This is a genomic window from Actinoplanes regularis, assembly GCF_900188005.1.
Lineage (GTDB): Bacteria > Actinomycetota > Actinomycetes > Mycobacteriales > Micromonosporaceae > Actinoplanes > Actinoplanes regularis.
The window spans coordinates 76,834-101,515 of record NZ_FZNR01000005.1 but is presented as its reverse complement, the minus strand read 5'-3'; the positions used below and the strand labels follow the sequence as shown (position 1 = coordinate 101,515).

General features: G+C 68.3%; 19 protein-coding genes. 7 read left to right on the top strand and 12 right to left on the bottom strand.

What is annotated here, in order from left to right; all coding sequences use genetic code 11:
* Positions 1-103 precede the first annotated feature (103 nt).
* A complete protein-coding gene (locus tag CHC09_RS46290; protein WP_179277112.1) occupies positions 104-1,069 on the top strand; it encodes a hypothetical protein in 966 nt (321 codons plus the stop codon).
* A gap of 52 nt (positions 1,070-1,121) precedes the next feature.
* Here CHC09_RS46290 and CHC09_RS15455 read toward each other — a convergent pair whose 3' ends face one another.
* Positions 1,122-1,604 (bottom strand): hypothetical protein, encoded by a 483-nt coding sequence (locus CHC09_RS15455; protein ID WP_089293798.1) that lies wholly within the window; start codon positions 1,602-1,604, stop codon positions 1,122-1,124.
* A 118-nt stretch (positions 1,605-1,722) separates the two neighbouring features.
* Here CHC09_RS15455 and CHC09_RS15450 point away from each other — a divergent pair, with 118 nt between their 5' ends.
* The gene (locus CHC09_RS15450; protein ID WP_089293797.1) at positions 1,723-2,532 is read left to right on the top strand and encodes a DUF4259 domain-containing protein; all 810 of its coding nucleotides are present in this window, start codon (positions 1,723-1,725) and stop codon (positions 2,530-2,532) included.
* A gap of 139 nt (positions 2,533-2,671) precedes the next feature.
* Here CHC09_RS15450 and CHC09_RS15445 read toward each other — a convergent pair whose 3' ends face one another.
* The 3 genes from CHC09_RS15445 to amrS all read right to left on the bottom strand — a co-directional run bounded on the left by CHC09_RS15445 (position 2,672) and on the right by amrS (position 7,674).
* Positions 2,672-5,956, bottom strand: coding sequence for a caspase, EACC1-associated type (locus CHC09_RS15445; protein ID WP_089293796.1), 3,285 nt, complete (start codon positions 5,954-5,956; stop codon positions 2,672-2,674).
* Positions 5,953-6,378 carry a hypothetical protein gene (locus tag CHC09_RS15440; protein ID WP_143232348.1) on the bottom strand — a complete coding sequence of 142 codons (426 nt, stop codon included), beginning with the start codon at positions 6,376-6,378 and terminating at the stop codon, positions 5,953-5,955. Before CHC09_RS15440 ends, CHC09_RS15445 begins: the two co-directional genes overlap by 4 nt.
* A gap of 186 nt (positions 6,379-6,564) precedes the next feature.
* Positions 6,565-7,674 (bottom strand): AmmeMemoRadiSam system radical SAM enzyme, encoded by a 1,110-nt coding sequence (gene amrS, locus CHC09_RS15435; protein WP_089293794.1) that lies wholly within the window; start codon positions 7,672-7,674, stop codon positions 6,565-6,567.
* Positions 7,675-7,812: 138 nt separating this feature from the next.
* On the opposite strand from amrS, the gene CHC09_RS15430 reads away from it, so the two are divergent.
* Entirely contained in the window at positions 7,813-8,313 is a 501-nt protein-coding gene (locus CHC09_RS15430; RefSeq protein WP_143232347.1) for a hypothetical protein, read from the top strand.
* Positions 8,314-8,493: 180 nt separating this feature from the next.
* Here CHC09_RS15430 and CHC09_RS15425 read toward each other — a convergent pair whose 3' ends face one another.
* From CHC09_RS15425 to CHC09_RS15405, 5 genes are all read right to left on the bottom strand, one after another.
* On the bottom strand, positions 8,494-8,817 hold the full coding sequence (locus CHC09_RS15425) for a hypothetical protein (RefSeq protein ID WP_089293792.1): 324 nt from the start codon (positions 8,815-8,817) through the stop codon (positions 8,494-8,496).
* Between the two features lie 118 nt (positions 8,818-8,935).
* Entirely contained in the window at positions 8,936-9,907 is a 972-nt protein-coding gene (locus tag CHC09_RS15420; protein ID WP_143232346.1) for a hypothetical protein, read from the bottom strand.
* A gap of 103 nt (positions 9,908-10,010) precedes the next feature.
* Positions 10,011-10,835, bottom strand: a complete 825-nt coding sequence (locus tag CHC09_RS15415; protein WP_089293790.1) for a carbohydrate ABC transporter permease — start codon at positions 10,833-10,835, stop codon at positions 10,011-10,013.
* A 3-nt stretch (positions 10,836-10,838) separates the two neighbouring features.
* Complete coding sequence (locus CHC09_RS15410) at positions 10,839-11,825, bottom strand: carbohydrate ABC transporter permease (RefSeq protein WP_239138227.1); 987 nt, start codon at positions 11,823-11,825, stop codon at positions 10,839-10,841.
* 2 nt (positions 11,826-11,827) lie between these two features.
* The gene (locus CHC09_RS15405; RefSeq protein WP_089293788.1) at positions 11,828-13,120 is read right to left on the bottom strand and encodes an ABC transporter substrate-binding protein; all 1,293 of its coding nucleotides are present in this window, start codon (positions 13,118-13,120) and stop codon (positions 11,828-11,830) included.
* Positions 13,121-13,570: 450 nt separating this feature from the next.
* Between CHC09_RS15405 and CHC09_RS15400 the strand changes: the two genes are divergently transcribed.
* Both CHC09_RS15400 and CHC09_RS15395 read left to right on the top strand, forming a co-directional pair.
* Complete coding sequence (locus tag CHC09_RS15400) at positions 13,571-14,590, top strand: glycoside hydrolase family 11 protein (protein WP_089293787.1); 1,020 nt, start codon at positions 13,571-13,573, stop codon at positions 14,588-14,590.
* 78 nt (positions 14,591-14,668) lie between these two features.
* On the top strand, positions 14,669-16,336 hold the full coding sequence (locus CHC09_RS15395; RefSeq protein ID WP_239138226.1) for a glycoside hydrolase family 43 protein: 1,668 nt from the start codon (positions 14,669-14,671) through the stop codon (positions 16,334-16,336).
* Positions 16,337-16,362: 26 nt separating this feature from the next.
* Here the strand turns inward: CHC09_RS15395 and CHC09_RS15390 are convergent, their stop codons facing one another.
* The 3 genes from CHC09_RS15390 to CHC09_RS15380 all read right to left on the bottom strand — a co-directional run bounded on the left by CHC09_RS15390 (position 16,363) and on the right by CHC09_RS15380 (position 19,407).
* Positions 16,363-16,998: a DUF805 domain-containing protein gene (locus CHC09_RS15390; RefSeq protein WP_089293786.1), complete on the bottom strand. Its 636-nt coding sequence runs from the start codon at positions 16,996-16,998 to the stop codon at positions 16,363-16,365.
* Between the two features lie 131 nt (positions 16,999-17,129).
* A complete protein-coding gene (locus CHC09_RS15385) occupies positions 17,130-18,035 on the bottom strand; it encodes a hypothetical protein (RefSeq protein ID WP_143232345.1) in 906 nt (301 codons plus the stop codon).
* Positions 18,036-18,471: 436 nt separating this feature from the next.
* Positions 18,472-19,407, bottom strand: a complete 936-nt coding sequence (locus tag CHC09_RS15380) for a hypothetical protein (protein WP_089293784.1) — start codon at positions 19,405-19,407, stop codon at positions 18,472-18,474.
* 154 nt (positions 19,408-19,561) lie between these two features.
* On the opposite strand from CHC09_RS15380, the gene CHC09_RS15375 reads away from it, so the two are divergent.
* Both CHC09_RS15375 and CHC09_RS15370 read left to right on the top strand, forming a co-directional pair.
* Positions 19,562-22,579 (top strand): Ig-like domain-containing protein, encoded by a 3,018-nt coding sequence (locus tag CHC09_RS15375; RefSeq protein ID WP_089293783.1) that lies wholly within the window; start codon positions 19,562-19,564, stop codon positions 22,577-22,579.
* A gap of 180 nt (positions 22,580-22,759) precedes the next feature.
* Entirely contained in the window at positions 22,760-24,586 is a 1,827-nt protein-coding gene (locus CHC09_RS15370; RefSeq protein WP_089293782.1) for a LamG-like jellyroll fold domain-containing protein, read from the top strand.
* The last annotated feature ends 96 nt before the right edge of the window (positions 24,587-24,682 follow it).

Below are 24,682 nucleotides of genomic sequence, written 5' to 3'. Positions count from 1 at the left end.
GCGGCCGGGGCAGAACTGCTGCGACGCGCACAACCAGTCGACGCTGGGAATCGGCTGAGGACGGCTCAGCCGGTTCCCAGCGGGCACGTCACAGGATCGGCGCATGTCGTTACGTCGTGTTTCTGCGGTCGCCTGCGGGGTGTTCGTCGTCGGTGAGGTGGTGCTCCGGCTGTCCTGGATCGCCGGTGGTCGCTGGGGGTACACCGCCTGCGACCGGACCGACCTCGGAGATCATCCGGCCGGCGGGTGTGGCGCCGACCAGGTTGCCACGGTGCCGTTCGGGGCCGGGTGGGGCGCGCTCGGCTTCTGTGTCGCCCTTGCGGTGCTCATCGCGTACGCGGATCGGTGGAAAGCCGCCGTCACCTGGGTCGCGGCCGCGATTCTGCTGGTCCTGGCTTTTCCGCTGCATCTGCTCTTCGAGATTCCGGCCGGAGTCGCGGGGCATCCCACCGACTGGCGGGATATCGGTGGCCGGGTCGCGTTGCTGGCCGGCGGCATCGCCTTCGCCGGGCTGGCGAACGCGGTGGGGCCACCGCGCGGACCGGCGCCGACCGAGTTCCGGCCGGCGCCGGGGTGGGCGCGACGCTGGGCCCACGTGGCGGTGGCGCTGCCGATCGTGGGCTGGGCCGTGCCGCACGGGCTGTGGGTGCTCGGGGTGCCGTTCGGGATCTCCGAGCAGAAGCTGCGCGGCGCCGACGGGGACCTGTCGACGGCGACCGGGGTGGCGATCACCGTGGTGCCGCCCCTGGCCGGGCTGCTCGTACTCGGGCTGGTGCAGCGGTGGGGGCAGCGGTTCCCGCGGTGGGTGCCGGGGCTGGGCGGCCGGCGGGTTCCGCGGCTGCTGGCGGTGCTGCCCGCCGGGACCGTGGCGATCACGCTGGTGACCTACGGAGTGCTGAGTTTCGGGGTGTTCGCCGGGCAGGTGCTGGACGGGGAGCAGAGCTGGGCGCAGGTCCGTGAGGGCTGGGCGACGGTCGCCACGCTGCTGGTCTTCCTAAGCTGGGGCGTGGCCGTCGGCGTGACCACCGCCGGATATGTCGTGGCGACCCGCAGGTCAGTCGACGGATAGCCCCGGACGTACGACCAAGCATCCGGTTTGAAAGAACGCACCGACTGGTCGGCTAATGGCTCGTGGACGGCCCTGCGGGTGACTCCCCAGGCTCTGTCCTGACGTTCGTGCCCGGAGGCGTCTCCTTGGTCAGGCCGTACCAGTAGAACTGGAAGAGATTGTGCTCGGGGCCGTGGCTGAGTCGCTTGGCCACCTTGTTGTGGGGGTAGGCGCGCATCCCGTCCGGCATCTCGACTACCGCCGCGTTCTCCTTGGGGTCATACGTCCAGCGACCGCCGCCGTGACGTACCAGCAACTCGCCCAGGTACGCCCCCATGCTCATGATCATGCTGTGGCGGTAGGCGGCGGGAGGCTTGTCCGCGAGGAAGGCGTCGCAGATGTCGTCCAGTCGTGATGCCTCGGTCGACTCCCACCCGAACGGCACGCCTTCTGCCGTCATCCCGCCCCTGAAAGCTTCCGCGAGACCGCGCATGGCGTCGGCCGTCTGCGCGTCGGTCGGGTCAGCGCGCTTGCGGAACCGGTCCAGGATGCCCACGGCGTCCCTCCTTATTGGAGCGCGAAGCGTACCAAGCATGATGGGGAAGGCCGTTGCCGATCGGTCTGATCTTGTAGGTTCACGTCGGTGACCGTCTTGCGGGAGGAGGTTGCGAGGCATGACAGTGTTCGGAGCCGGCGCCTTCTCCAGCGATAGGGCCATGGAGTTCCTGAAGGAACTCGCCGAAGAGACCCCTGAGCGGCGTGTCGGAGTGCTGGAACGTCTGTTCCACTCCGTGAAGAACCAGCCCGAGTTGGTCGGACGTAACTTCCTTCCGGATCAGGTAGTCGCCGCTGCCGCGATCGTCGCGGCGACTTCTCTCGGAGGAGAGCAGTTCGACGAGCGTCTCCAAGCGTTGGCCGCGAATGATCCCGCCCTCGATGCTCGACTGCCCACGCCGGCGCAGGGCCTGGCATTCAGTGCAGCGCTCGAAGCACTCGACTCTGTCGCCGACCGGTGGCGCCAGGAACGGTCGAAGGACCCTGACGCCGCCGGGGCAAGTCAGACGATCGCCGTGCTCTCGCAGGTACTTGCCCATGTCAGCATGTTGGATGACCTCGACGTGATCTGGAATGACGCCTGCGACTACGGGGCGGACGGGGAAGTTCCTGAAGACACTCCCCCAGGTATCGAGCACCTTGCTTCCTTGCTGCGCATCCACGGTTCCGTGATGGGTGGGGGCCTGGCCTTCGCCTTGGAGGTCAACGAACCTTTCCGGGTCAGGCGCGCCGTCGAGGCCCTGCATTATTTCGGGCTGACGGCGACTGCCGAGCTTCTGGAAGACATCCTGGGGCGCAGTCTCAAGGGCGAGAGCTCCGACTCGTGGCCGACCGACGACGACTTCGATGATCTGATCGACGGCGACGTGTTGGACAGTGCTTTCCAAGCGAAGGCGATCGAGGTTCCGGCCGACTTCGGCCGTCAATGATCGCCGCGCCGCGGCCGGTGCAGGTGGTGGCCTGGTACAGACAGCCGGCGGCAACCCGGGCCCTGCCGGTCGCCTGGATGCGTGAGCTCACGCGGTGAGAGCCCCCGGCCCCATGCCCGCCAAAGGTTGCGCACAGCGCTCAGTCGGCGACGAGGGTTCCGGCCCATGCGGCCAGGGCCAGCAGCACCGCCTTCCCGGTCGGATCGTCTAGCTCGGTGATCGCCGTCTGAGCGGTGACGAGCGCCTGCTGTGCCCGGTCTCCCTGCCCGGCCGCGGCCAAGGCGAGGGCGGCGAGCGTCAGAAGCAGGGCAGCTTCTTCATCGTCGTCGATGTCGCTGATGTGTGCCAAAAGGGCCTCGGCCGTTCTTGGCAACACCGTGATTTCACCGACCAGTGTCATGATCCAGGCGAATCCCACCCTGATGGCCCAACAGCCGGCTGGGTAGATGTTCAACGTGGAGCCGAGCAGGGCGCTGGCCTCCTCCAGCAGCGTCGAGCGCAGGTCTTCGGCCTTGAGGCAGTGCGCGGCCAAGGCGAGGACGAGCACCGCCGGCAGCCGCTCGTTCGTCTCCAGCTTCTTGACCGCGTCCATTGCCCGAGAGAACAGCACCGTCGCGTGCTCGCGGTCCTCGTGGGAACCGACGAGCCAGGCGAGCAACCGAGAGCCCGGGAAGTCGGCGACCTGGCCGGCGGCGGACAACGCGGCCAGTAGAGCGACGACGGCGAGAAGAACCGCGCTGAGGTGCTGGTCGTCCTTCTCCCCTTCGGCGCTCGTTTCGAAGGCGTCGGCGAGACCGTCGAACAGACGTTGGCTCCACTCCGCGCCGGCATCGCGGCGGCCCGCCCAGGTGATCAGCACGAGGGTCATCGCGCGCGCTCTTGGATGGCTGATCTCCTTCAGGTCAGCCATTGCAGCCTTGAGGAGCTTGTTGTTGCCGACACCAGCGGCGGCGGACGCCAAGGCGGCGAAGACGTGTGCTATCGACCGGGAAGCCGGATCTTCCTGGGCCGCCGCGTCCTTGGCGGTGAGCGCGAAATGCCGCGCAATGCCGTCGTCCCCGATCAGACGGGCGACGACGGAGCCCAGGAGAAGCTGAAGGCACAGGGTTGTCTTGTCCTCGACTCGTGCCGCCGCGGCGTAGGCCGACCCGAGGCTCGCACGGGCTGCGGCGCTGTCACCGCCCGCGTGCTGGATGGCGGCCAGAGCCGTCAGCATCGGCAGTCTGCCCACCTCCGTGTCGTCATCAGTTGATACACGTTCGACCGCACGTGCGCTGCCGGCCGCATCGCCACGCAGGTGAAGGACGAGGGCGTCGGCCAACTGGCTCAGTAGTGGCGAACCTTCCGCGAGCTTGGCGGTCAGCGACGCCACCTGCGCGATGACCTGATCTCGATCGGCGGCGATCTGCCGACTGCCGGCGACGAACGCGATGAGGTCCTCGTTCGCGGCTTGTAGCAGTAGCTGATCTTCCGGCCGTGCCGCGAGCGCCGTGGCGGGCGCGGCGGCGGCCACCTCAGCCAGCACGATGGGCAGCAGGATCGCGGCTGTGAACGCCGGGGTTTCATCAAGGCCCAGCACCGAATCGGCGAGGCGAGGCAGAAGCCGATCCGCGCGATCCTGCCGACCGCTGAGCGCACCGCACCAGTCGACCAAGATCTTGATGAAGGTCTTGGTCTCGTCCGACTCGATGGCATCGGCCGTCCGGTCCGCCTCCGGCAGCAAACTGTCGAGGCGAGGTGACATGCCGATGGGACCCGCCACAGCCCGGACGACGCCGGCGAGTGCAACGGTCCACGGGTGCTCGCCGGCCGCCGGCGGCTTGGCCAGATGCCCGAGCCAGGCCAGCGCCGCGAGGGCGGCTGCCCGGTCGGCCGGTTCCAGCAGGAGCGTGCGAATGAGGGCGGCAACGTTGTCCAGGACTTGGACCGAGCGCCGCTCATCCCCGCAGCGAGCGCCTATCCAGTGGATCGCCGTGAGCGCGCCGAAGTGCAATTCGTATTCCGGAATTCGCTGCGCGGCCTCCTCAGCCGCGGCCAGGAGTGCCATCGCATCGCCGTGGCTGCCGGTGACGAACGCGGCCCAGCCCGCCGCGATCAGCCGCACCACCTGTTCGATCGGGTCGTCGGTGGGCTCTCGCGCGATGACAGCCGCCGAGTCGGCCGCGTGCCGAGGCGACAAGGCGACGTAGCCGCGAACCCGTAGCTCAGCCTCTCCTGCCAGGCCACTGATCGTCAGCACGGTGTCCACCGGTCCGGGCCGGGACTCGCTGATGGCGACGCGCAGAACGCCGTCGACGATGCGAGCCCGTATCCCGGCGGCCGGGCGGACCGACGAAGCGAGGGCCAACGGTCCACCGCCGATCGGGACGTCGACGGTGCGACGGACGGTGCGACCGGCCAGGACGCCCAGGTCGACCTCGGCCACCGCCAGGCTGATCGCCGATTCGCCGAGGGCGGCGGCCGCGGCCGCCGACACTTTTCGGCTGTCGTCGCCGACCAGCTTCTCCAATGTCGCACGTGCGGTGGCCGCGAGCGGAAGGTCGCCAGCGTCCAGGAGCTCCACCAGCTCGTGCACGGCCACCTGTCGAGCCGTGGACCGATCGTCATCGAGGAGTTCTCGCAGGTGGGGCGGCAACACGGCCGGCAGGATCCGGCGGCGCGGGCTGTGCGAGACGAACAGGCCACCTCGGACGCCGAACTCCCACTTATTGGGCGTCTGCTGTGGGCGGGCGGCGCGGACCCGGTGATAGACGTATTCGTAGAGCTCGTTGACCGCGACACGGCCATCCTGATCGAAGTCGGCCTCGCCCGTGGCGATGCCATGAATCAGCGCCTCTGTGAAGATGGACGACCTTCCCCCTGTCGTTTCGACCGCTCCGCCGCTTTCGACCGCGAACTCGGTCTCCCGGGCGGCGGTGATGACCACGTATCCCCGGCCACCGGACAGATCGTCGACCCGGAACCGCGATCCCACGTCGACCTCGTCGCCGGCGCGTCCGACGAAATCCTTGGCGAACGCCGCCCCGTAACAGCAGTCGAGCAGAAGCACGACACTCCCGGCCCGGCTGCGACGAATCAGGCGCGACACGAGACGTGAGTCGATGCCGGTGGTCAACAGACGGTCCGGCCGCGTATTGGTGGCCGCCAGGTAAAGCTCGTTCTCGTCACTGCGCAGGCCATGCCCGGCGAAGTGCAACAGGACGGTGTCGTCCGCGATCAGGTCGGCGAGAAGGTTCTCGATCCGCCCGGTGATGTCCTCGGTGCTCTCGTTGTGAGAGATCTCGACCGTGAACCCGCCGAGCGACTCGTCTCCGAGGACATCGGCGAGCGCCGCGGCGTCCACCAACGGTGCATACAGCTGGCTCAGCCCTGGGTTGAGGTAGGTGTCGACCGCGATCAGCAGGGCAAGACGGCGTCCGGTCATCGATCGGCGTCGCTCACTTCGCTGACAAACGCGTTGACCAGACGCTCCTGCTGCTCGGGCGTGGGATGGGCGATGGCGATGCGGGCATCCCCGATCTGCACCTCGACGGAGCCGCTGCGTGCGCCCTGCCTCGAACCCCACCAGTTGGCGACTGTCGTGACGAGCTGCCGAATTACCTCGGCCGAGGATCCCACTTGGACGATCAACTGGCCAACCGCTGCCGGGTCGACGGCGCGGGCACCGTCCGGTATGCCATCGGGATCGGCTGCGAGGGGCGAAACCTTGACAGTGTCGATCGCAAGGATGTCGAGCCGCAGGCTGTCGGTCACAGCGACGAGATGCTCCGGATCGTCGCCCCGGTCGGTGACCCTCACCAGCGCGACGAGCGTCTCGGAATCCGGAGTGGAGGATGCGCCGTTCATCCACCGAATGGTGCCATAGCTCACTGGCCCGAATAACCGACGGAAGCGTCAGGGCGTAGTCCCCTGATAGGCCTAATCCGATTGATCTTTCTCGGGTTGGTCAGTGGCGGCGCCGCCGAGCGGGTCCGCTCCCCGGTGGTCCCGGACGGTCGATATCTGCAGCACCGCTGAGCTGTAAGAACAGGCTCAGTGGACGCCTCTCCCCGCCAGCTGTATCGGTAGGCGTCGTGGCCCCCAGCTACCCGCCGGCCCGTCGAACCGTCCCGGTGTCCGGGTGTGGCAGCGCTGGCAGCGGCCGTCGTCGTCGAGCGCGTACGTCTCGAGCAGGAACCAGTCGCGCACGATGACCGCCGCGCCGCAGCCGGTGCAGGTGGTGGTCTGCCCGTCCCGGTCGTGGACGTTGCCGGTGTAGACGTATCGCAGTCCGGCATCGAGGGCGATCCGTCGCGCGCGGGTCAGGGTCGCCGGCGGGGTGGGCGGCACGTCGCGCATCTTGAAGTCGGGGTGGAACGCGGTGAAATGCAGCGGTACGTCAGGTCCGAGGTGGGTGATCAGCCACTCGCACTCCGCGGCGATCTCGGTGTCCGAGTCGTTGTGCCCGGGGATGAGCAACGTGGTGATCTCGAACCAGACGGGGCTGCGCGCGAGGAACTCCAGGGTGTCCAGGACCGCGGACAACTTGGCGAAGGTGACCTTCTGGTAGAACGCGTCGGTGAAGGACTTGAGGTCGATGTTGGCCGCGTCCATGTGGCGGTAGAACTCCGCCCGGGGTGCCGGGTTCATGTAGCCGGCGCTCACCGCGACCGCCCTGATGCCACGCTCGCGACAGGCGTCCGCGACGTCCATCGCGTACTCCATGAAGATCACCGGATCGTTGTACGTGAAGGCGACGCTGCGGCAGCCCAGTTGCTCCGCCTGTGCCGCTATGGCCTGCGGTGATGCGGTCTGGGACAGCGTGTCTGTCTCACGGGACTTGGAGATGTCCCAGTTCTGGCAGAAGCGGCAGGCGAGGTTGCAGCCGGCGGTGCCGAACGACAGCACCGCGGAGCCGGGCAGGAAGTGGTTGAGCGGCTTCTTCTCGATCGGATCCACGCAGAAGCCGGACGACCGGCCGTAGCTGGCCAGGACCACCTGGTCGTCCACCCGGCCCCGGACGAAGCACAGCCCGCGCTGCCCCTCGCGCAGCTTGCAGGCGCGTGGGCAGACGTCGCATTGGACCCGCCCGTCGTCCAGGTGGTGCCAGTGGTTCGTGGGCACCGTGTACGGGTCGCGGAGGCTGAGCTCGGCGGCCGCCATGCCTTCCAGGCTAGTCCCGCTCTGGGCGTGATCGTACGGCTGAGGGAATTGCCGGTCTTTCGATCTTGAAAGGACCTGGACATCCTCCGCAATAATCGTCGGCGGTCAGCCCGAGCCCGGATCACGAGTGGAGTAGTTATGAAACGTTCCCCGGCCGTCGCCGTCCTCATGACGGTCACGGCACTGGCCGGTTGCTCTACTGCCGGAGATCCCGAGCCATTTCAGCCGACCGATGTGGTGAAGATCGACGAGGGTGCCGTGGACGGCGCCGGCTGGACGCTGGTCACCTTCCACAATGCCGACGGCGAGACGTGCCTGGAGCTGCGTGACGCCGGCATGCGTGAGAATCCGGACCTCAGCGGCGGGTGCGGCCCGTGGAACGACGACCCCACAGGCGGGCGCTACATGGACGGCAAAGGCCCGGGCCGGAGCGAATTCGCCTACGGGCTGCTGAAGGCACCGGTGGCGACGGTGACCGCGACGGCACCCGGGCAGAACGCGGTGACCGTGTCGGCCAAGTCGATGCCCGCGGGTTCCGGAGCGGCCAAGTTCTTCGTCATCGCGTTTCCTGACGACACCGAAACCTGGCGGTACACGGCGAAGGACGACCACGGCGCCCCGGTCGAACTCGGGCCCTGACCAGCGGGATCAACCTACCGGTCCGGGGCCGGTGTTCGAGGTCTCCCGCCCGCCGGCGGGAGAGGTGCGGTCAATCCTTGGTGGGACGCTTGGCCGCGGCGTGGTCGCTCGCCACGATGAGGCCGAGCAGTTCCCGCACTGAGGCCAGCAGGAGTCGCAGGTGATCGCTGCCTGCTCTCGTTAGTCGCCGTTGAAAACCAATCGCCTGTGGGGTGGTCGTCGCCGAGCCGGCAGGAGCAGCTCCGCCAAGGTGATCAGTGCCGCGACGGCGTCACTCAAATACGGATCGTCCGCCGCAGCCGTCAATCTCCCCAACTCAGCGATCAACATGACCGCCTGACGCGGATTGAACGTCGTATCGTCGTACTCGTCCACCCCGGCCAAGAGCGGGTATCGAGCTGGATTCGAGGACGCGGCCTGGCAGATGGCCTTCACATCGCACTCGCCGGCGACCTCCGAGACGAGCTGCCCGGAGTACTCAAAGACTCGCACGATGACCCCCACAATCGGCAGTATGCCTGCGGCCTAGAACAAACCGGGTGGCACCTCCACATTTCATGTACCAAAACCCCATTCTTGTGAACGAGGCCGTACGGTCTCGGCGCTTGGCGTTCTCCAGCGATCAGGCGGACCAGGGGCCGGACGGGAGGGTGTGCCGATCCTCGAGGCGGTCCAGTGTGTACGCGGCGACCGCCGCGATGTCGCCGTCGAGGAACGGGAAGTGCGGGACCGGCGCCGGTGCCTCCATGGCGGCCTTGATGTCCGTCAGGATCTCGGGGCTGAGGTTGTTCAGCAGTTGGCCCAGGCCGATCGCGGCGGCCCAGCGTTCGGCCAGGTTCTCGGTACGCTCCCGGCGGGCGGTGAGCGCCGCTGCGGCGTGCGGGTCCTCGGTGCCACGGGCGCAGATTCCGGCCGCCACCATGGCGGCCGACGCCACGATCGGGTCCTCCCCGCCGATCAGCGGGAGCAGGCCCGGGATCACCGACGCCGCGTCCTCCGGGAAGTACGCCAGTAGCTGAGCAGCGTAGATCTGCGTGCCGGGGTGGTCGGCGGACAGCGCGGCGAGATAGACGGGCACGCCGGCTCGCACGGCGTCATAGGCCTCGACGTTCCAGCGCTCACCCAACCGGTCGAGTTCGACGTCCGCGGAGAGGGCAGTCAGTGCGCGAGCGGCGCGTACCTTCGGATCCGTGGCGGCGGCAACCCAGGCGGCCCGCTCCGCTTCCAACTCGTCGACGGTCATGGTGGCCCGGCGGGCTGTCTCCTGCCGCAGGTGCGCGAAGTCCGGCCGCACGTTGAGCGTGAACTCCTCCTCGCCCAGGGCGATCAGCAGCAGCACCTGACAAGCGGCGAACCGGTCCGGCGCGGCCGGATCGGCGACCACGTCGATGAGGAACGGTGCCGCCGCGGCCGAGGCGGGATAGCGGGATCCCTGGTGCACGAGCCGATCGCCGAGGTACCGGTAGCCGAGCATCCGCCGCGACTGGTCACTCGACCAGATCGCGGTCAGGGCCACGGGTACCTCTTCGGGCGGACCGTACACCTCGAGCGAGGCCCAATCGACGGCTTCCGCATCGCTTCGGCGCTCGGGCATGGAGCCCACCTTAGTCAGGGCTGACCGGCCACCCGGTCCGGAGCAGCCCGCGGCCGTCCTCACCTGGTTCTCATGGTCCGCCGGCGGCTGTCCGGCTACGGGCTCAGCCTTTGACCGCGCCGGTGAGGCCGCCGACGATGCGGCGTTCGAACAGGCTGAAGAAGATCAGCGCCGGGATCATCGACAGTGAGGTGAAGGCCAGCACCTTCGCGGTGTCGACCGAGTACTGTGACGCGAACGCCTGCACACCCAGCGGCAGCGTGAACGTGTCCTGATCGTTGAGGATGAACAGCGGCAGCAGGTAGCTGTTCCAGCTGCCGATGAACGCCAGGATCCCGGTCGTGATCAGTCCGGGCACCGAGAGCGGGAGCACCATCCGCCAGAAGAAGCCGAGCCGGCTGCACCGGTCGATGGCGGCGGCCTCCTCGATCTCCTTGGGGATCGCCTGCAGGAACGGGACCAGGATGATGATCGTCGTGGGCAGTCCGAAGGCGATCTGCGGCAGGATGACGCCGGGCAGGGTGTTCACCAGTCCCAGGTTCTTCACCAGGATGTACAGCGGGGTGATGGCCACTGTCGCCGGAAACATCAGGCCCGCGGCGAACAGCGCGTACATCGCCGCCCGGCCCCGGAATCGGTAGCGGGCCAGGACGTAGCTGGCCATCACACCCAGCACGACGACGCCGACGGTCGTGGCGATCGCGACGATCGCCGAGTTGCCGACCTGGCGCCAGAAGACGTCGCCGGTCAGGACGTCGGTGTAGTTGCCGAACTCCCACGGGTCGGGCAGGCCCGCCGGGTCGATGGTGATCTGTGAGTTGGTCCGGAAGCCGCCGGTGATGATGTAGAGGACGGGTCCGAGCATGAAGCCGATCAGGGTCAGGGCGGCGGCATAGACGATCACGCTGTCCCTCTTCGATCCGGGCATGTCCTACCGTCCTTCGGTGAGTGCGCCCTGAGTGTCCCGGCGCAGCACGAAACGCTGGTACAGCAACGCGATGATCATGGAGATTGCGAAGAGCACGACCGCCACCGCGTTGCCGTACCCGTAATTGCCGGCGTTCCGGCCTTCGGTGACCATGTACGTCGCCATGGTCGAGGTGCCGGCGGTCGACGCGACGTACTGGCCCCAGATGATGTAGACGAGGTCGAACAGCTGCAGGGCCCCGATGATCGACAGGAAGGCCCAGATCCGGATGGTCGGCCCGAGCAGCGGCAGGGTGATCCGTCGCTGGGTCTGCCAGTAGGACGCGCCGTCGACCGCGGCCGCCTCGGACAGCTCCTCCGGGATGTTCTGCATTCCGGCGAGGAACAGGATCACGGCGAACCCGATGTATTTCCAGGTCAGGATGAGCATCAGGGACCAGATGGCGAGTTTCGGGTTCGCCAGCCAGTCCTGGGTCAGGCCGTCCAGGCCGATCGACCTCAGGACGCCGTTGACCGCCCCGTTCGTCTGCAGCAGCAGACTCCAGGACGTCCCGACGATGACCTCGGCGATCACGTACGGGACGAAGATCAGCACCCGGATGATCGATCGGCCCCGCATCCGCCGGTTGAGCAGCAGGGCGAGGGCGAGCGCGATCGGTCCCTGCAGGACGAGCGACAGCACGACGATCAGGCCGTTGTGCAACAGGGCCTCGTGGAACGACGTGTCCTGCAGGATGGTGCGGTAGTTGTCGAGCCCGACGAAGTTGGTGGGCCGCCCGAAGCCCTTCCACTTGTAGAAGCCGTAGTAGCCGGCCATCAGCACCGGGAAGATCACGAAGCCGAGGAACATCAGGATCGCCGGACCGGACAGCGCCGCGATCTCCAGACGTTGCGCCCAGCCGATGCCGCGCCGGCGCCGACGCGCCGGGGCCGGCGGCTGCACGCCACCCCCGGCGCGTACCTGGTCGGCGGCCACGGAGCTGCCGGTCACCCTCAGCCCTTCTTGGCCGCGTCGTTCACGGCCTTGACGATTCCGGCGACGTCACCCTTGCCGGCGAGCAGGTTCACGACGCTGACGTTCAGGGCGTTGCCGACGTTCTGGCCGTAGAGCGTGTCGAGCCACTGCGAGACGTACGGCGCCTTGTTGTAGGCGTCGAGGACCGCCTTGAGGTAGTCCTCGGTGATCGCGCCCTGGGCCTGCTTGTTGACCGGCAGCGCGTTGAAGCCCTTGTAGAACGCCTCCTGAACGTCCTTGGTGACGATGTAGTTGAGGAAGTCGGCGCACTCCTTCGGCGCCTGGGCCGAGCAGGAGTAACCGTCGGCGCCGCCCATCACCGCGGCCGGGTCGCCCTGCCCGCCGGCAACTGCCGGGAACGGGAAGAAGCCCAGGTCGGGCAGCGGTTTGGCGTCCTTGGTCAGGGAGGCGATGACGCCCGGGTTCCAGGCGCCCATCAGCTCCATGCTCGCCTTGTGGTTGGCCACCAGACCGGCCGAGCTGCCCGCGCCCTGCTGGGCCGAGGTGGTCAGGAACCCCTCGGCGAACGGCTTGGTGTCGGCGAAGGCCTTGAGGTCCTCACCAGCCTTGGTCCAGCACGGATCGTCGAAGGTCTTGCTCTTGGCGGTCGCGTCGAGCGTGGCCGGGCTGCAGGCGCGCAGGGCGAAGAAGTAGTACCAGTGGGCGGCCGGCCACGCGTCCTTGGCGCCGAGCGCGATCGGTGTGCCGGCGGCCTTGAGCTTGCTCACCGCCGTGTTCAGGTCGTCGAGGGTGGCCGGTGGTGCCGTGATGCCGGCCTTCTGGAACAGGTCTTTGCTGTACCAGAGACCGCCGGGCAGGATCGAGACCGGGATCTCGTACGCCTTGCCGTCGACCTGCCCCGTCTTGAGCGCGGCCTCACCGACCGCCTGCTTGGTCGCGTCGGTGATCTCGCCGGTGATGTCCTTGAGCTGGCCCGCCTCGACCATCGCGGCCATCTTCCCACCGCCACGCTGCATGAAGATGTCCGGCGCCGAACCCGAGTTCAGCGCGGTCTGCAGCTTGCCGTCGAGGTCCTCGTTCTGAATCGACTGCAGCTTGATCGTCACGTTCGGGTGGGCGGTGTGATAGTCAGCGACCGTCTTCTCCCAGAACGCCTTGCCGGGACCGGTCGTGGCGTTCTGCCACAGCTCCATCGTGACGTTGCCGCCGGAACCGGAGCCACCTTCGTCGTCGTCTCCCCCGCAGGCGGCCAGGCCCATGACGCTCAACGCCAGCACGGCAGCCACTGCGAAGGTCTTATGAGGTGCCATGAAGCTCACCTTCCGTTATCGAAAGTTTCGGTAGATTTTCGGGAGATGGCGCTCAAGTTAGGGATAGGGAGATGTGCATGTCAAGATGTTCATCCGAACGCAATGAAGACGGTACGTAACCAGCCGTCGCCCCAATTACTCCATTTCGCGTACGACCAAAGGGGGTAAATAGTCGGAAACTCCTTGCCGGCAGCGGGGGTGGTTGTCGCATGCCAAGCTTTCGGAAGTTACGAAATTTCGGCCGATAGTTTTGGACAGAAGTTGTTGACAAGCCGGCAACCGGCGGGCCACCATCTCGCAATGACGGCCCTCGATGGCCGCCACCCCCGCCACGAGGGACGACACCGATCCACCGGTGGCACCGTCTTCGTCACCGGCATTTCCCCGATGTGGTCGTCGTGTCCGTGGGGCTGTTCCCCGTCAGCCTTTCCACCAGGAGGACGCACTCACATGACCGCAGATCTCGTCCACCCGAAGCCCCGCCGGCGCGGCCGCATCCGCCTGCTCGCCGGCGCCGCCTGCGCCTTAGCGCTGGCCGTCGCCGGAATGACGCTGCCCGGCGCCGCGCAGGCCGAGTCCGACCGGACCGTCAGCTCGAACACCACCGGCACCCACAACGGCTACTACTTCTCGTTCTGGAAGGACAGCGGCAACGCCAGCATGACGCTGCGCGCCGACGGCCGGTACTCCAGCAGTTGGAGCAACAGCACCAACAACTGGGTCGGCGGCAAGGGCTGGGCCACCGGCAGCCGCCGGACCGTCAGCTACTCGGGCAGCTACAACCCGAGCGGCAACAGCTACCTCGCGCTGTACGGATGGACGCGCAACCCGCTCATCGAGTACTACGTGGTGGAGAACTTCGGCACGTACAACCCGAGCACCGGCGCCACCCGGATGGGCTCGGTCACCACCGACGGCAGCACGTACGACATCTACCGCACCCAGCGGGTCAACCAGCCGTCGATCGACGGCACCGCCACGTTCTACCAGTACTGGAGCGTGCGCCAGCAGAAGCGCAGCTCCGGCACCATCACCACGGCCAACCACTTCGACGCGTGGGCCCGCGCCGGCCTGAACCTCGGCAGCAGCTGGGCCTACCAGATCATGGCGACCGAGGGGTACCAGAGCAGCGGCAGCTCGGACATCACCGTCAGCGAGGGCGGAACCACGAACCCCACCAACCCGACCACCCCACCCACGGGCGGCAGCAACTGCACCGCCACGCTCTCGGCCGGCCAGCAGTTCGGCGACCGGTTCAACCTCAACGTCGCCGTCAGTGGCACCACCAACTGGACCGTCACGCTCAACCTCAACGGCGGCCAGACCCTGCAGAACAGCTGGAACGCCTCGGTCACCGGCACGAGCGGCGCCATCACCGCCCGGCCCAACGGCAGCGGCAACAACTTCGGCGTGACCATCATGGCCAACGGCAACTGGACCTGGCCGACGATCACCTGCCGAGCCGGCTGACAACGACCCGCTCCCTGACATCACAACCTGTGGCGCGGCGGCCTCGACCGCCGCGCCACCCTCCGTGGAGGTTCCTCGATGACGATCGCCAAAACAGCTACCTCCATCGACGGTGATGGCGGGACCGGCCACCACATGATCCAGAATCCGGTACTGCCGGGCTTCCATCCGGATCCGTCGATCCTGCGGGTCGGGTCCGATTACTACATCGCGACGTCGACGTTCGAGTGGTATCCGGGCGTGCGGGTGCATCACTCGACCGACCTGGTCGACTGGCGGCCGCTGGGCGGTGTGCTGAGCGAGAAGCGTCTTCTGGATCTCACCGGCGCCGCGGACTCGGGCGGTGTCTGGGCGCCCAACCTCACCTACGCCTACGGGCTGTTCCACCTGCTGTACACCGACGTGGCGACGTTCGCGGGCGGATACTGGGACCCACAGAACTATCTGGTCACCGCACGGCACATCACCGGCCCGTGGTCCGACCCGGTGGTCTTGCACGGTCGGGGCTTCGACGCGTCGCTGTTCCATGATGAGGACGGCACGACCTGGATGCTGTCGATGCGGGCCGACTGGCGGCCCGGCCGTAACCGCTTCGCGGGCATCTCCATTCAGCGGTACGACCATCGGGAACGCCGGCTGGTCGGTCCCGAACAAATCATCTTCGAAGGCACCGAGGTCGGGCTCACCGAAGCGCCCAACATCTACCGCAAGGACGGCTGGTACTACCTGGTCACCGCGGAAGGCGGCACGACCTGGACGCATCAGGTCACCGTCGCTCGATCCCGGCGGCTACTCGGCGAGTACGAGGTGGATCCGGCCGGGCCGATGCTGACCTCAGCCGGAGATCCGGACCTCACGCTGCAGAAAGCCGGACACGGCAGTCTGGTGCAGACCCCGGCCGGTGAGTGGTATCTGGCGCACCTGGCCGCCCGGCCGTACCAGCCGTCGCGCCGGTGTGTCCTCGGACGCGAGACCGCCCTGCAGAAGGTGGAATGGCCGGCTGGCGGATGGCCCCGCGTCCAGGGCGGCACACCGGCCGAGCAGATTCCGGCCCCTGCCGGCGTCACCACGGCGCCCCGGCCGGTCTCCACCGAGCAGGCCGAGGACGACCATTTCGACGCCCCCACGCTGGGCGCCAACTGGTCGACGCTGCGCCGGCCGGCCACACCGGACTGGGTCGAGCTGTCCGCCCGCCCCTCGTACCTGCGGATCCGGGGCGGTCAGTCGCCGATGAGCCGGCACCGGCCGAGTCTGGTGGCTCGGCGGGTGACAGCACAACGGTGCACCTTCGAAGCCGTCTGCGAGTTCGAGCCGCACAACTATCGGCAGTTGGCGGGTATCACCGCGTACTACAACACCCGCAACTGGTACTACCTGCACGTGACCGCCGACGACGACGGCACACCGGTACTCGACGTGCTGTGCTGCGACACCGGCCGCGTCACGGCGGCACCGGGCATGCGGATCCCGCTCGGCGACGTACGGCGGATCGGTCTTCGTCTTCGCATGGACGGGCCGGCCCTGACCTTCGCTTATACGACCAGCCCTGACGCCGGATCCGGCTGGCACGAGCTTGGCCGGGCCTTCGACGCCACCACCCTCTCCGACGAGTACGTCGCCACCGCGGTCCCCGGTGAGCCCGAGGCCTGGGGCTTCACCGGTGCCTTCGTCGGACTCTGGGTACAGGACCTGGGCGCCGAGGGCGGCTACGCCGACTTCGACCGAGCCGTCTACCGCGCGGAATAGGACTCAGCGCGCCGGGTGCGTGCTCCTCAGTGCCCTCGCGCCAGATCGGACAGGGCCGCACCGCCGAACATGCACAGGAGCAAGAGGAGTACCGGGACGAGGACCAGACGCAGCAGAAACTTCGGCACCGACTGGATGAAGGGCTGGGGCGGCGTGTAGGGGTAAGGCTGGGCGGCGTAGGCCGGCGGTCCGGGCACGGAAGCGTCATATCCCGAATAGGGCGACGCGGCGCTCGCCTGCGCCGGACCCAGACCCGGCCACCCCGCCTGGTTGGGGTCGAAGGGCATCGTGGGATCCGGGCCATAGCTGTTGGGTCCCCGGGTTCCGGCCGTGCTGAGCAGGACCAGCAGGATGATGCCGCCGACGAACGGAATCAGGCCGAGCAGGAGGGCCGCACCGGACCGGTTCGTATCGTGCAGACGACGAACGCTCGCCGCCCAGTTGGGCAGCACCATGATCAGTTCGTACGCGAGGAAGAGCACGGTGACGCTGACTCCGACCGCGGGTGCACGATCGTGGAGGATCCTGCTCACCACGATGGCCATCGCCAGCAGACCGGCGCCGATCAGAAAGTCGACGAGGCGGAAGATCCAGTACTCGCTCCGACGGGTACGACCATTGAAGTTCGCGAAGTTACGTAACGCTGCCAGGTACCAATTCATCCAGACTCCTCGACGGGCCGTCAGCGTACGCCGTCAAGATCGATTGATGTCCGGCATCGTGGCACAGATTACGTGTGTGCAGCCGCGGCAGCGGTACCGAGGGTCCAATTTGGTCCGGGTCCAAGTGAAGGTCACCGGCGCGGGCCGGGTCGCATGCCACCACCGTCACCGCCGGCTCGACGCTGGAGGGCTGCGGCACCGACTGTCTTGTAGACGCACTCTCCGGTCGGGGCGTGCCGGGCGTAGGCGGTCCGCACGTTCGCGCTCGGGTTGAGGATCAGCTGCTCGGTGCGTTCGTCCGCCGGACGGTTGCGCAGCAGATCGACCAGGTACCCCGCGGACACCTTGCTGTTGATCAGCTTGTCGTGGTCCTGCCTGAGGTGGTCGAACCGGTAGTCCAGGCCCATCTCGATGACGATCGCGGCCGCGATCCGGCCCTCGCGGAAATCGTCCAGAGTCGCGGATTCGAGCTGACGGCGGCTCAGGATCGCCAGATCGAAATTCCCCCGACGACCGTCCTTCGACTCGCGGGCCGTCGTTTCTGGCCATTCCTTGTGTACGGGCTGAGTCGAGTACCCGGTGTCGCCGATGGGCAGCAGATGCGCGAACATCGGGTGCGCCGCGAGGATGCCGTAGAGGCGCGCGTGCAGCGAATGTTCGACCCGGTGCAGGTATGGCAAGTCGATGAACTCCAGCACGAGCGAGTCGATGGCGACCTCGACCACCCGGCGCGCGTTGTCGAACCATTCATCGTCGACGTCGGCACCGATCAGCCTGGGCTCGAGTTTCGGTCGACCGGCCGGCGGCTCGCCGCCCCGTGGCCCGCGGTCGAAACCGCCCAGACTCTCCAGCCAGGCCCGCAGGTCCGCCAGATCGCTCCGCCGGGCGACCTGGTCGTCGGTCACCTTCTCCCGCACGTCGAGTTCGTAGACGCTCTCGTAGATCCCCTTGCGGTTCGCCTCGGTGCAGATGTTGACGGTCTGTGTCTTGGGGCCGGTTCTGACGTGCACCATCCGACCCTGAACCACGACAGCCACACATCGACGGTAGGCCCCGCCATCAGGCTCGCGAGGGTATTCGACCGATTACCGGCCAGCGGCCTCGGCGAACGAGATCGCTCGTCGACCCCACCTCGAAGTCAATCGCTACGCGAGCCTCACCTCGTGGAACCAGTACCCCGATGGCGAGCCCAGCGGTCAGCAGCGTCGGCGAGTTCCCGCAAGTGCGGTGCTTCCCTTCGGCGCGGCGGGACGCGACGCCGAAGGGAAGCACCGCACCCCGCCCGACCGAGGGTTACCGGTTCGAGGGTGTCGAAGCACCCCTGGTAGCACTGCGAGCAGGCGACCCGGGTATTTACCGGCCACAGCCTCTCGTCGACGCGGTAGCCGATCGCCGCCCCACCTGGTTGAGAACTCGGAATGATTCGCCGGTTCGAAGGGGCTGTGCGGTTGGAGCCGGGCCTACCGGACGGGTTCAGCCCTTCTTTACCGAGACCTTCTTCGACGAGGAGACGGTCACCTGGTAGCTGATCTTCTGCTTGGTGTAGGGGTTCGTGCCGTAGATGCGCACGCCATTGCTGATGTTCGTGACCCGGACGATGTCCGTGCCCGCGTCCGCGCCGCCGAGGCGCTGGGCCAGCTTGCGGGCCTGCGCGCGAACCGCGGCGACCTTGGTCGTACGGCTGCCGGACTTCGCGCGTCCGGCGGACGCGGCGCTGTTCGCGGCGTTCTTGAGGTTCGCCGGCATCTGGTAGGCGGCCGTCACCCGCTGCAGGCCGCTGGTGCTGATGGACTGGGCCGCGGTCGGCATCGTCACGGCCTGCGGGCCGTAGCTGAACGCGAAGGTGAACTCGTCGGTCAGGTCCACGCCGGTGAGCACGCCGGCGGCGTCGACCCGCCAGGTCATGGTGCTCTGCTCGTCCAGTTCGCCGGTGTAGTCGGTGGTGCCGTCGTCGTGCGACACCTTCGACGCGCTGATCGTGCTGAACGTGTCCGAGCCGGCGAAGGAGACCGGGGTGCCGAGGTCGACACTCTTGTCCACCTCGTAGACATAGCGCACCCCCGGACGGCCGATCGACTTCAGCGCGGCACGCTGCGTCGCGTTGCTGATGACGCCGTACATGCCCTGGTGGTCGACGGCGTACACCTGGACCTGACCGTTGTAGCTCACGGAGGCGTGCCCGTTGGGCGCATCGACGCTGAGCTTGCTCTGAACGTCGTCGCCGGCGAACCGCACATCCGCCGTCCAGCCCGGAACACTCGCCGCTTTCGTCGCGGTGACGATCGCGTCCACCGCGGCGGCCATCTCGGTGGCGGTCAGCGTGGTGGTGGTGTCGGCGTAGGCGGCCGGGCTGAGCCCGAACACCCCTACCGCGGCCGCGAGAAAGCCTGCGGTGATCTGACGCTTCATGACCTGGACGGTCCTTCCGAATGAGCCAGTACGGGTTTCGCGTTCTCTATCGGTTGCATCCAGGGTTCAAGCAAGGATTTCGGGAATTCCGCCACCGGCCCGGCGAGCCTGAGAAAGTTCTCAGGTCCGGCACAGGCTCTCCGATGGTCGCGCCATGCGCCCGACCTCCCGGAATATCGCCGTCGTCACAGCGGCCGCGCTCGGTGTGTTCGTCGCCCCGACCGCCGCCATTGCGGCCACCGCTACTTATACGACCACCGTGACCGGCACCTTCTCCCGTGTCGTGGTCGACGGTGACCTGTCCACCCCTGGTGGGGAGCAGGCCACCGGCACGGTGACGCAGCCGATCGTCACGATCGACGACACCGTGCTGCCGCTGCCCGTCACCGCCGCGGCGGGGTTGCGCCCTGATTCCGAGGTCGAGGTGACGGTGAGCGCCCCGGCCGGCGTCGACACGCCCGCCGAGGTCGCCGCCGCGGTCGACGACGGGAAGGCGCGGATCCTCGACGCCGATCCCGTCGTGGTCGCCCCCGCGCTGCCGGCCGGCAAGGCGGGCGCACACACGCTGACCGTGCTGCCGGTGTACTGGACCGCGCCCGACTCGCAGACCCCGGCGTCCCTGCGCGCGACGGCCGACAAGACCGCCGCGTACTGGACCGAGCAGACCGCCGCCGGGATCACCGTGCCCACGATCGACGTGCGGAACTGGGTGCAGATCGCCAACCCGGGTTCCTGCGACTATTCGACGATCTTCAACGCGGCGCGCGCCGCGAACGGCACACCGGCCGTGGACAGCCGCAACCACGTGCTCGTCTACTTCCCGAAATACAGCTCCTGCGGTTGGACCGGCCTCGGCAGCATGCCGGGCGGTCAGATCTGGATCAACGGCTACAGCTATGGCGACGCCTGGGAGCACGAGTTCGGGCACAACCTCGGCCTCGGCCACGCGAACGCCCTCAACTGCACGCAGAGCACGGCGACGGTCACGTTCAGCACGTCCTGCACCGTCAGCGCGTACTCGGACTACGACGTGATGGGCTACGCCCGCTACGGCGACGGCTACAGCTTGAACACGGCGCTCTCCGACGTGCTCGGCACGCTGAACAACCCGGTGACGGCCAGCGCCGGAAGCCTGGTCAAACTGCCCGCGGTCACGTCGATCACCGCCGCCCGGGCGGTCAAGGTGCCGCTGACCGGGTCGACCCTCTACCTGGAGTACCGGCCGGCCACCGGCCGTGACGCGAGCCAGCCGAGCGGCTGGGGAGGCCTTCAGGTCCGGCAGCTGCTCAACGCCGACAACCAGTCCCGCATCCTCAACATGAACCCGTCGGCGGGCGACAGCCGCGCGCTGCCGGTCGGCGCCACCTGGGCCGTTCCGGACACGACGCTCACCCTCACCGTGGAGCGGATCGACGCCTCCGGAGCGGACGTACGCATCCGTGAGCTCGGCGACATCACTCCCCCGACCGCACCCGTCATCAAGGCGCCGCTCAGCGGTCAGAGGGTCGCCGGCACCGCGACGGTCCGCTGGACGGCGTCGACCGACGCCGGCTCCGGTGTCGCCAGCTACGAGATCCTGCTGGACGGGACCACGGTGAGCACCGTGAACGCGCCCGCCACCGAGGCGAACGTGACCTTCCCGCCGATCACCAACGGCCAGCGCACGCTGACCGTCACCGCGATCGACCGGGCGGGCAACCGCAGCAAGCCGGCGACGGCCACCCTGACGCTGGCCCGGGTCGTCAACGCGCCCACCGGGTTGAAGGCGGTGGGCGACCCGGACGGCTCGCTCGTCTCGTGGACCGCGCCCATCGGTACCCAGCCGACCGGCTACGACATCTTCGTCGACGGGGTCGCCAAGGCGACGGTGCCGGGGACGGCGATCAGCTGGCGGTTGGCCAACGGCCTGGCCGACGGCGCGCACGTCGTGGGCGTTCGGGCCCGCGACGAGATCGGCAACGTGTCCAGCACTGCGATCGTCAAGGCCGTCCTGGACACCACCGGACCGAGCCAGCCCAAGGTGTCCTCGCCCCGGGCGGGCGCGGTGGTCACCGGCAACAAGGCCGTTGTCGGCTGGGTCGCCGCCACCGACTCACAGTCGGGGATCGCGGCGTACGTCGTCGAGGTCGATCACGTGCAGGTCGCCCGCGTGGCCGGCACCGTGCGCACCGCGACGGTCGTGGTGCCGGACGGCGACCACCACATCGGGGTGATCGCGGTCAACGGCAACGGTCTGCGTTCGACGGTCGCCGACGCGCTCGGTACCACCGTCAAGGCCACGGCGACGGCACCGACTGCCGCGCGGATCACCTCGCCCTCCTCGGGCAAGCTGACCAACGCCGCCAGTGTGGCCGTGACCTGGGCACCGGCGATCGACGGTGGCGGGCTCGCCCGTTACGAGATCCTGCTGGACGGTCAGCCGGCCGGCACCGCCGAGGCCACCGCGACCACCGCCACCGTGCCGCTCGCCCCGGGCGCGCACACCATCGCCATCCGGGCGGTCGACCCCACCGGGCTGGTCAGCACGTCAGCGGCAGTGAAGATCACCGCAGACACCGTCGCGCCCACGATCGCCGCGTCGACCGTCAAGCTGCGCACCGGATCGGCCGCCGGCGGGGTGCCGGTCACCCTGACCGCCTCGGCGACCGACGCCGGCGGCGTGTGCGCGATCACCGCCACCGCGAACGGTACGACGATCGGAACGGCCAAGACGGCCACGCTGAGTGTGTCCGCCGTGCTGCCCGCCGGCGCGAGTGTCGTGGTAACCGCCACGGACTGCGCCGGCAACGTGAGCACCCGGACCGACCCCGTGTCGATGACCTCGGCGGCGGAGACGGCCGGGCAGTTCAGCGGAGCCTGGACCTCGCTGAGCGGGGCTGACTACGACGGCGGTAAGGCGGCCTCCGCGTCGACGGCCGGCGCGGCCGTGTTGATGACCTTCACGGGCAGCCAGATCGCCTGGATCGGATCCCGGAGTACGACCTCCGGCGCGGCCACCGTCTACCTGGACGACAAGAAGGTCGCCACCGTGGACACCCGTGGGACGGCCGCGAACCGTCAGGTGCTGTGGCTCGGTGCCGCTACCCCCGGCACGCACACGATCAAGATCGTCGTGGTCGGCACCGCCGGCCGGCCGACCGTCCTGGTGGACAGCTTGGCCGCGCTCTCCTGAGCCACCTGTTCCCCCGGCGATCGGGCCGCCAAGGTTCGCCTTGGCGGCCCGATCGTGTCTCAGCCCATCGCGCCTGCCCAAAGCGTTACCGATAGGTGCAACCGTCTGGCGTTTGTGCCCAGCGGCGGGAAAGGCCGTGTTACCAACGGTTACGTGCTGGTTGAACGTTTGCGGTCATTGATGGGACTTCGGAAAACCCTGGCGGCGCTGGCCACGCTGGCCCTGTGCGGGTCCCCCGTGGTCGCAGCGGCGAGTTCGCCGCTTAGTGAGCTCGTCGGCCAGTCCCCGGGGTTCGACGCGTCGGTGCAGGCGGTGGCCTCGCTGGGGACCACGGTGTATGTGGGTGGAGCGTTCACCGTGGCGATCGTGGCGGGCCGGCGGATCGCGCGGCGCGGGCTCGCGGCGTTCGACGCTCGCACCGGAGCACTGCTGCCGTGGAACCCGGATGCGGGCGGTTCGGTGCGAGCGCTGGCGATCGCCGAGAAGACGGTTTATGCGGCCGGTGACGTCGACGGCGTCGGCCTTGTCGGAATAGACGCCGGCTCCGGGACGGTACGCGGTTTCCGGCACGGCTTCTCCGGCGACGTCAACACTCTGGCGGTCGCCGGTGACCGGCTCTATGCGGGCGGCCGGTTCACCGCGGTCGACGGTCAGGCGCGAAACAACCTCGTCGCCTTTTCACTGCCCAGCGGCACGGTGGCGCCGTGGCGCGCCAGAACGGACGACACCGTGAACGCCCTGGCCGTTGCCGGCAACCGCGTCTATGTGGGTGGCAATTTCCACAAGACCAACGGCGTCAGTACGACGATGCGGCTGACCGCGGTCGACCGGGTCACCGGTGCGCTGGATCCGTCGTTCCGGCCGAATCCGACGATGGTCGTTCACGGGATCGCCGCCGACTCCGGCACGGTGTACGCCGCGCAGGGTGGGCGGGGCGGCCGGGTCACCGCCTACGGCCCCGGCGGTGCGACCCGCTGGGTCCGGGTCTTCGACGGTGACGCGCAGGCGGTCACGGTCCTGGGCGACGACGTCTACGTGGGCGGGCACTTCGATCACGCCTGCACCACCCCGAACAACGGCCTGCACGGCGTATGCATCGACGGCTCGGTGCCCCGGGTCAAGCTCGCGGCGCTGGACCGGCAGGGCCGGTTGACCGGGTGGGCGCCGCAGGCCAACGGCATCGTCGGCGTCCGCACCATGACCGCCATTCCGTCGCTCGGGCAGGTCAGTGCGGGTGGCGACTTCACCACCATCGCCGGCCGGATCCGCAAACGGTACGCCAGCCTGGTCCGCGTCGAATCCCGCCAGGTCAGCCCGATCCTCGAGGACGCCGTACCGCCCACGACACCGCCCACGACACCGTCCCTCGTCGCGTCCTACGCCTTCGAGCCGGACGGCACGCTGGCCGACAGCAGCGGACACGGTCATCCGCTTTCCGCGCGAGCCCGGTACGGGGGCCTGCCGCGCCTGGTCGCCCACGGCACGGGGCAGGCGATGCTGTTCCCGCAGGCCTGTGGGCAGTCACGCTGCCCGCGGCTGGTGCTGCAGACCCCGAGCAGCCCGGAGTTGAATCCGGGGACCCTGCCGATCCGGTTCGGTGCCACCGTCTGGCTCGCGCCGGGGCAGACCAGCGACGGCCAGAACATCCTGCAGAAGGGCTACTCCGAAAGCGGCGGGCAGTACAAACTGCAGGTCGACAAGCTTCCCGGCCATCCCAGCTGCACCATGGTCAGCGACGGCACCGGGTCGTCGCAGGAGAGCAGGCGAATCCATTTCGCGAAGAGCGAGGTGACGATCGCGGATGGCGCGTGGCACGCCGTGGAGTGCGTCCGTTCGGGCACCGCTCTGAGTGTCCTGGTCGACGGTGTGGTCCATGGCCGCACCGTCCTGCCGGCCGATCTGACGGTCGACAACACCGCCCCGCTGACTCTCGGCGGCAAGGGACTGGGCCCGGACAGCGACCCGTTCCAGGGGGCGCTCGACGATGCCTGGATCAGCATCGGCTGACCAGAGCTCTGCATCCGGTTGCTCGTCGTGGTCCTGCTGACCCCGTCGATCGTCCGCTGGCTGACCCGTGAAGGCGGCCGCTGAGGAGGTCGAGTC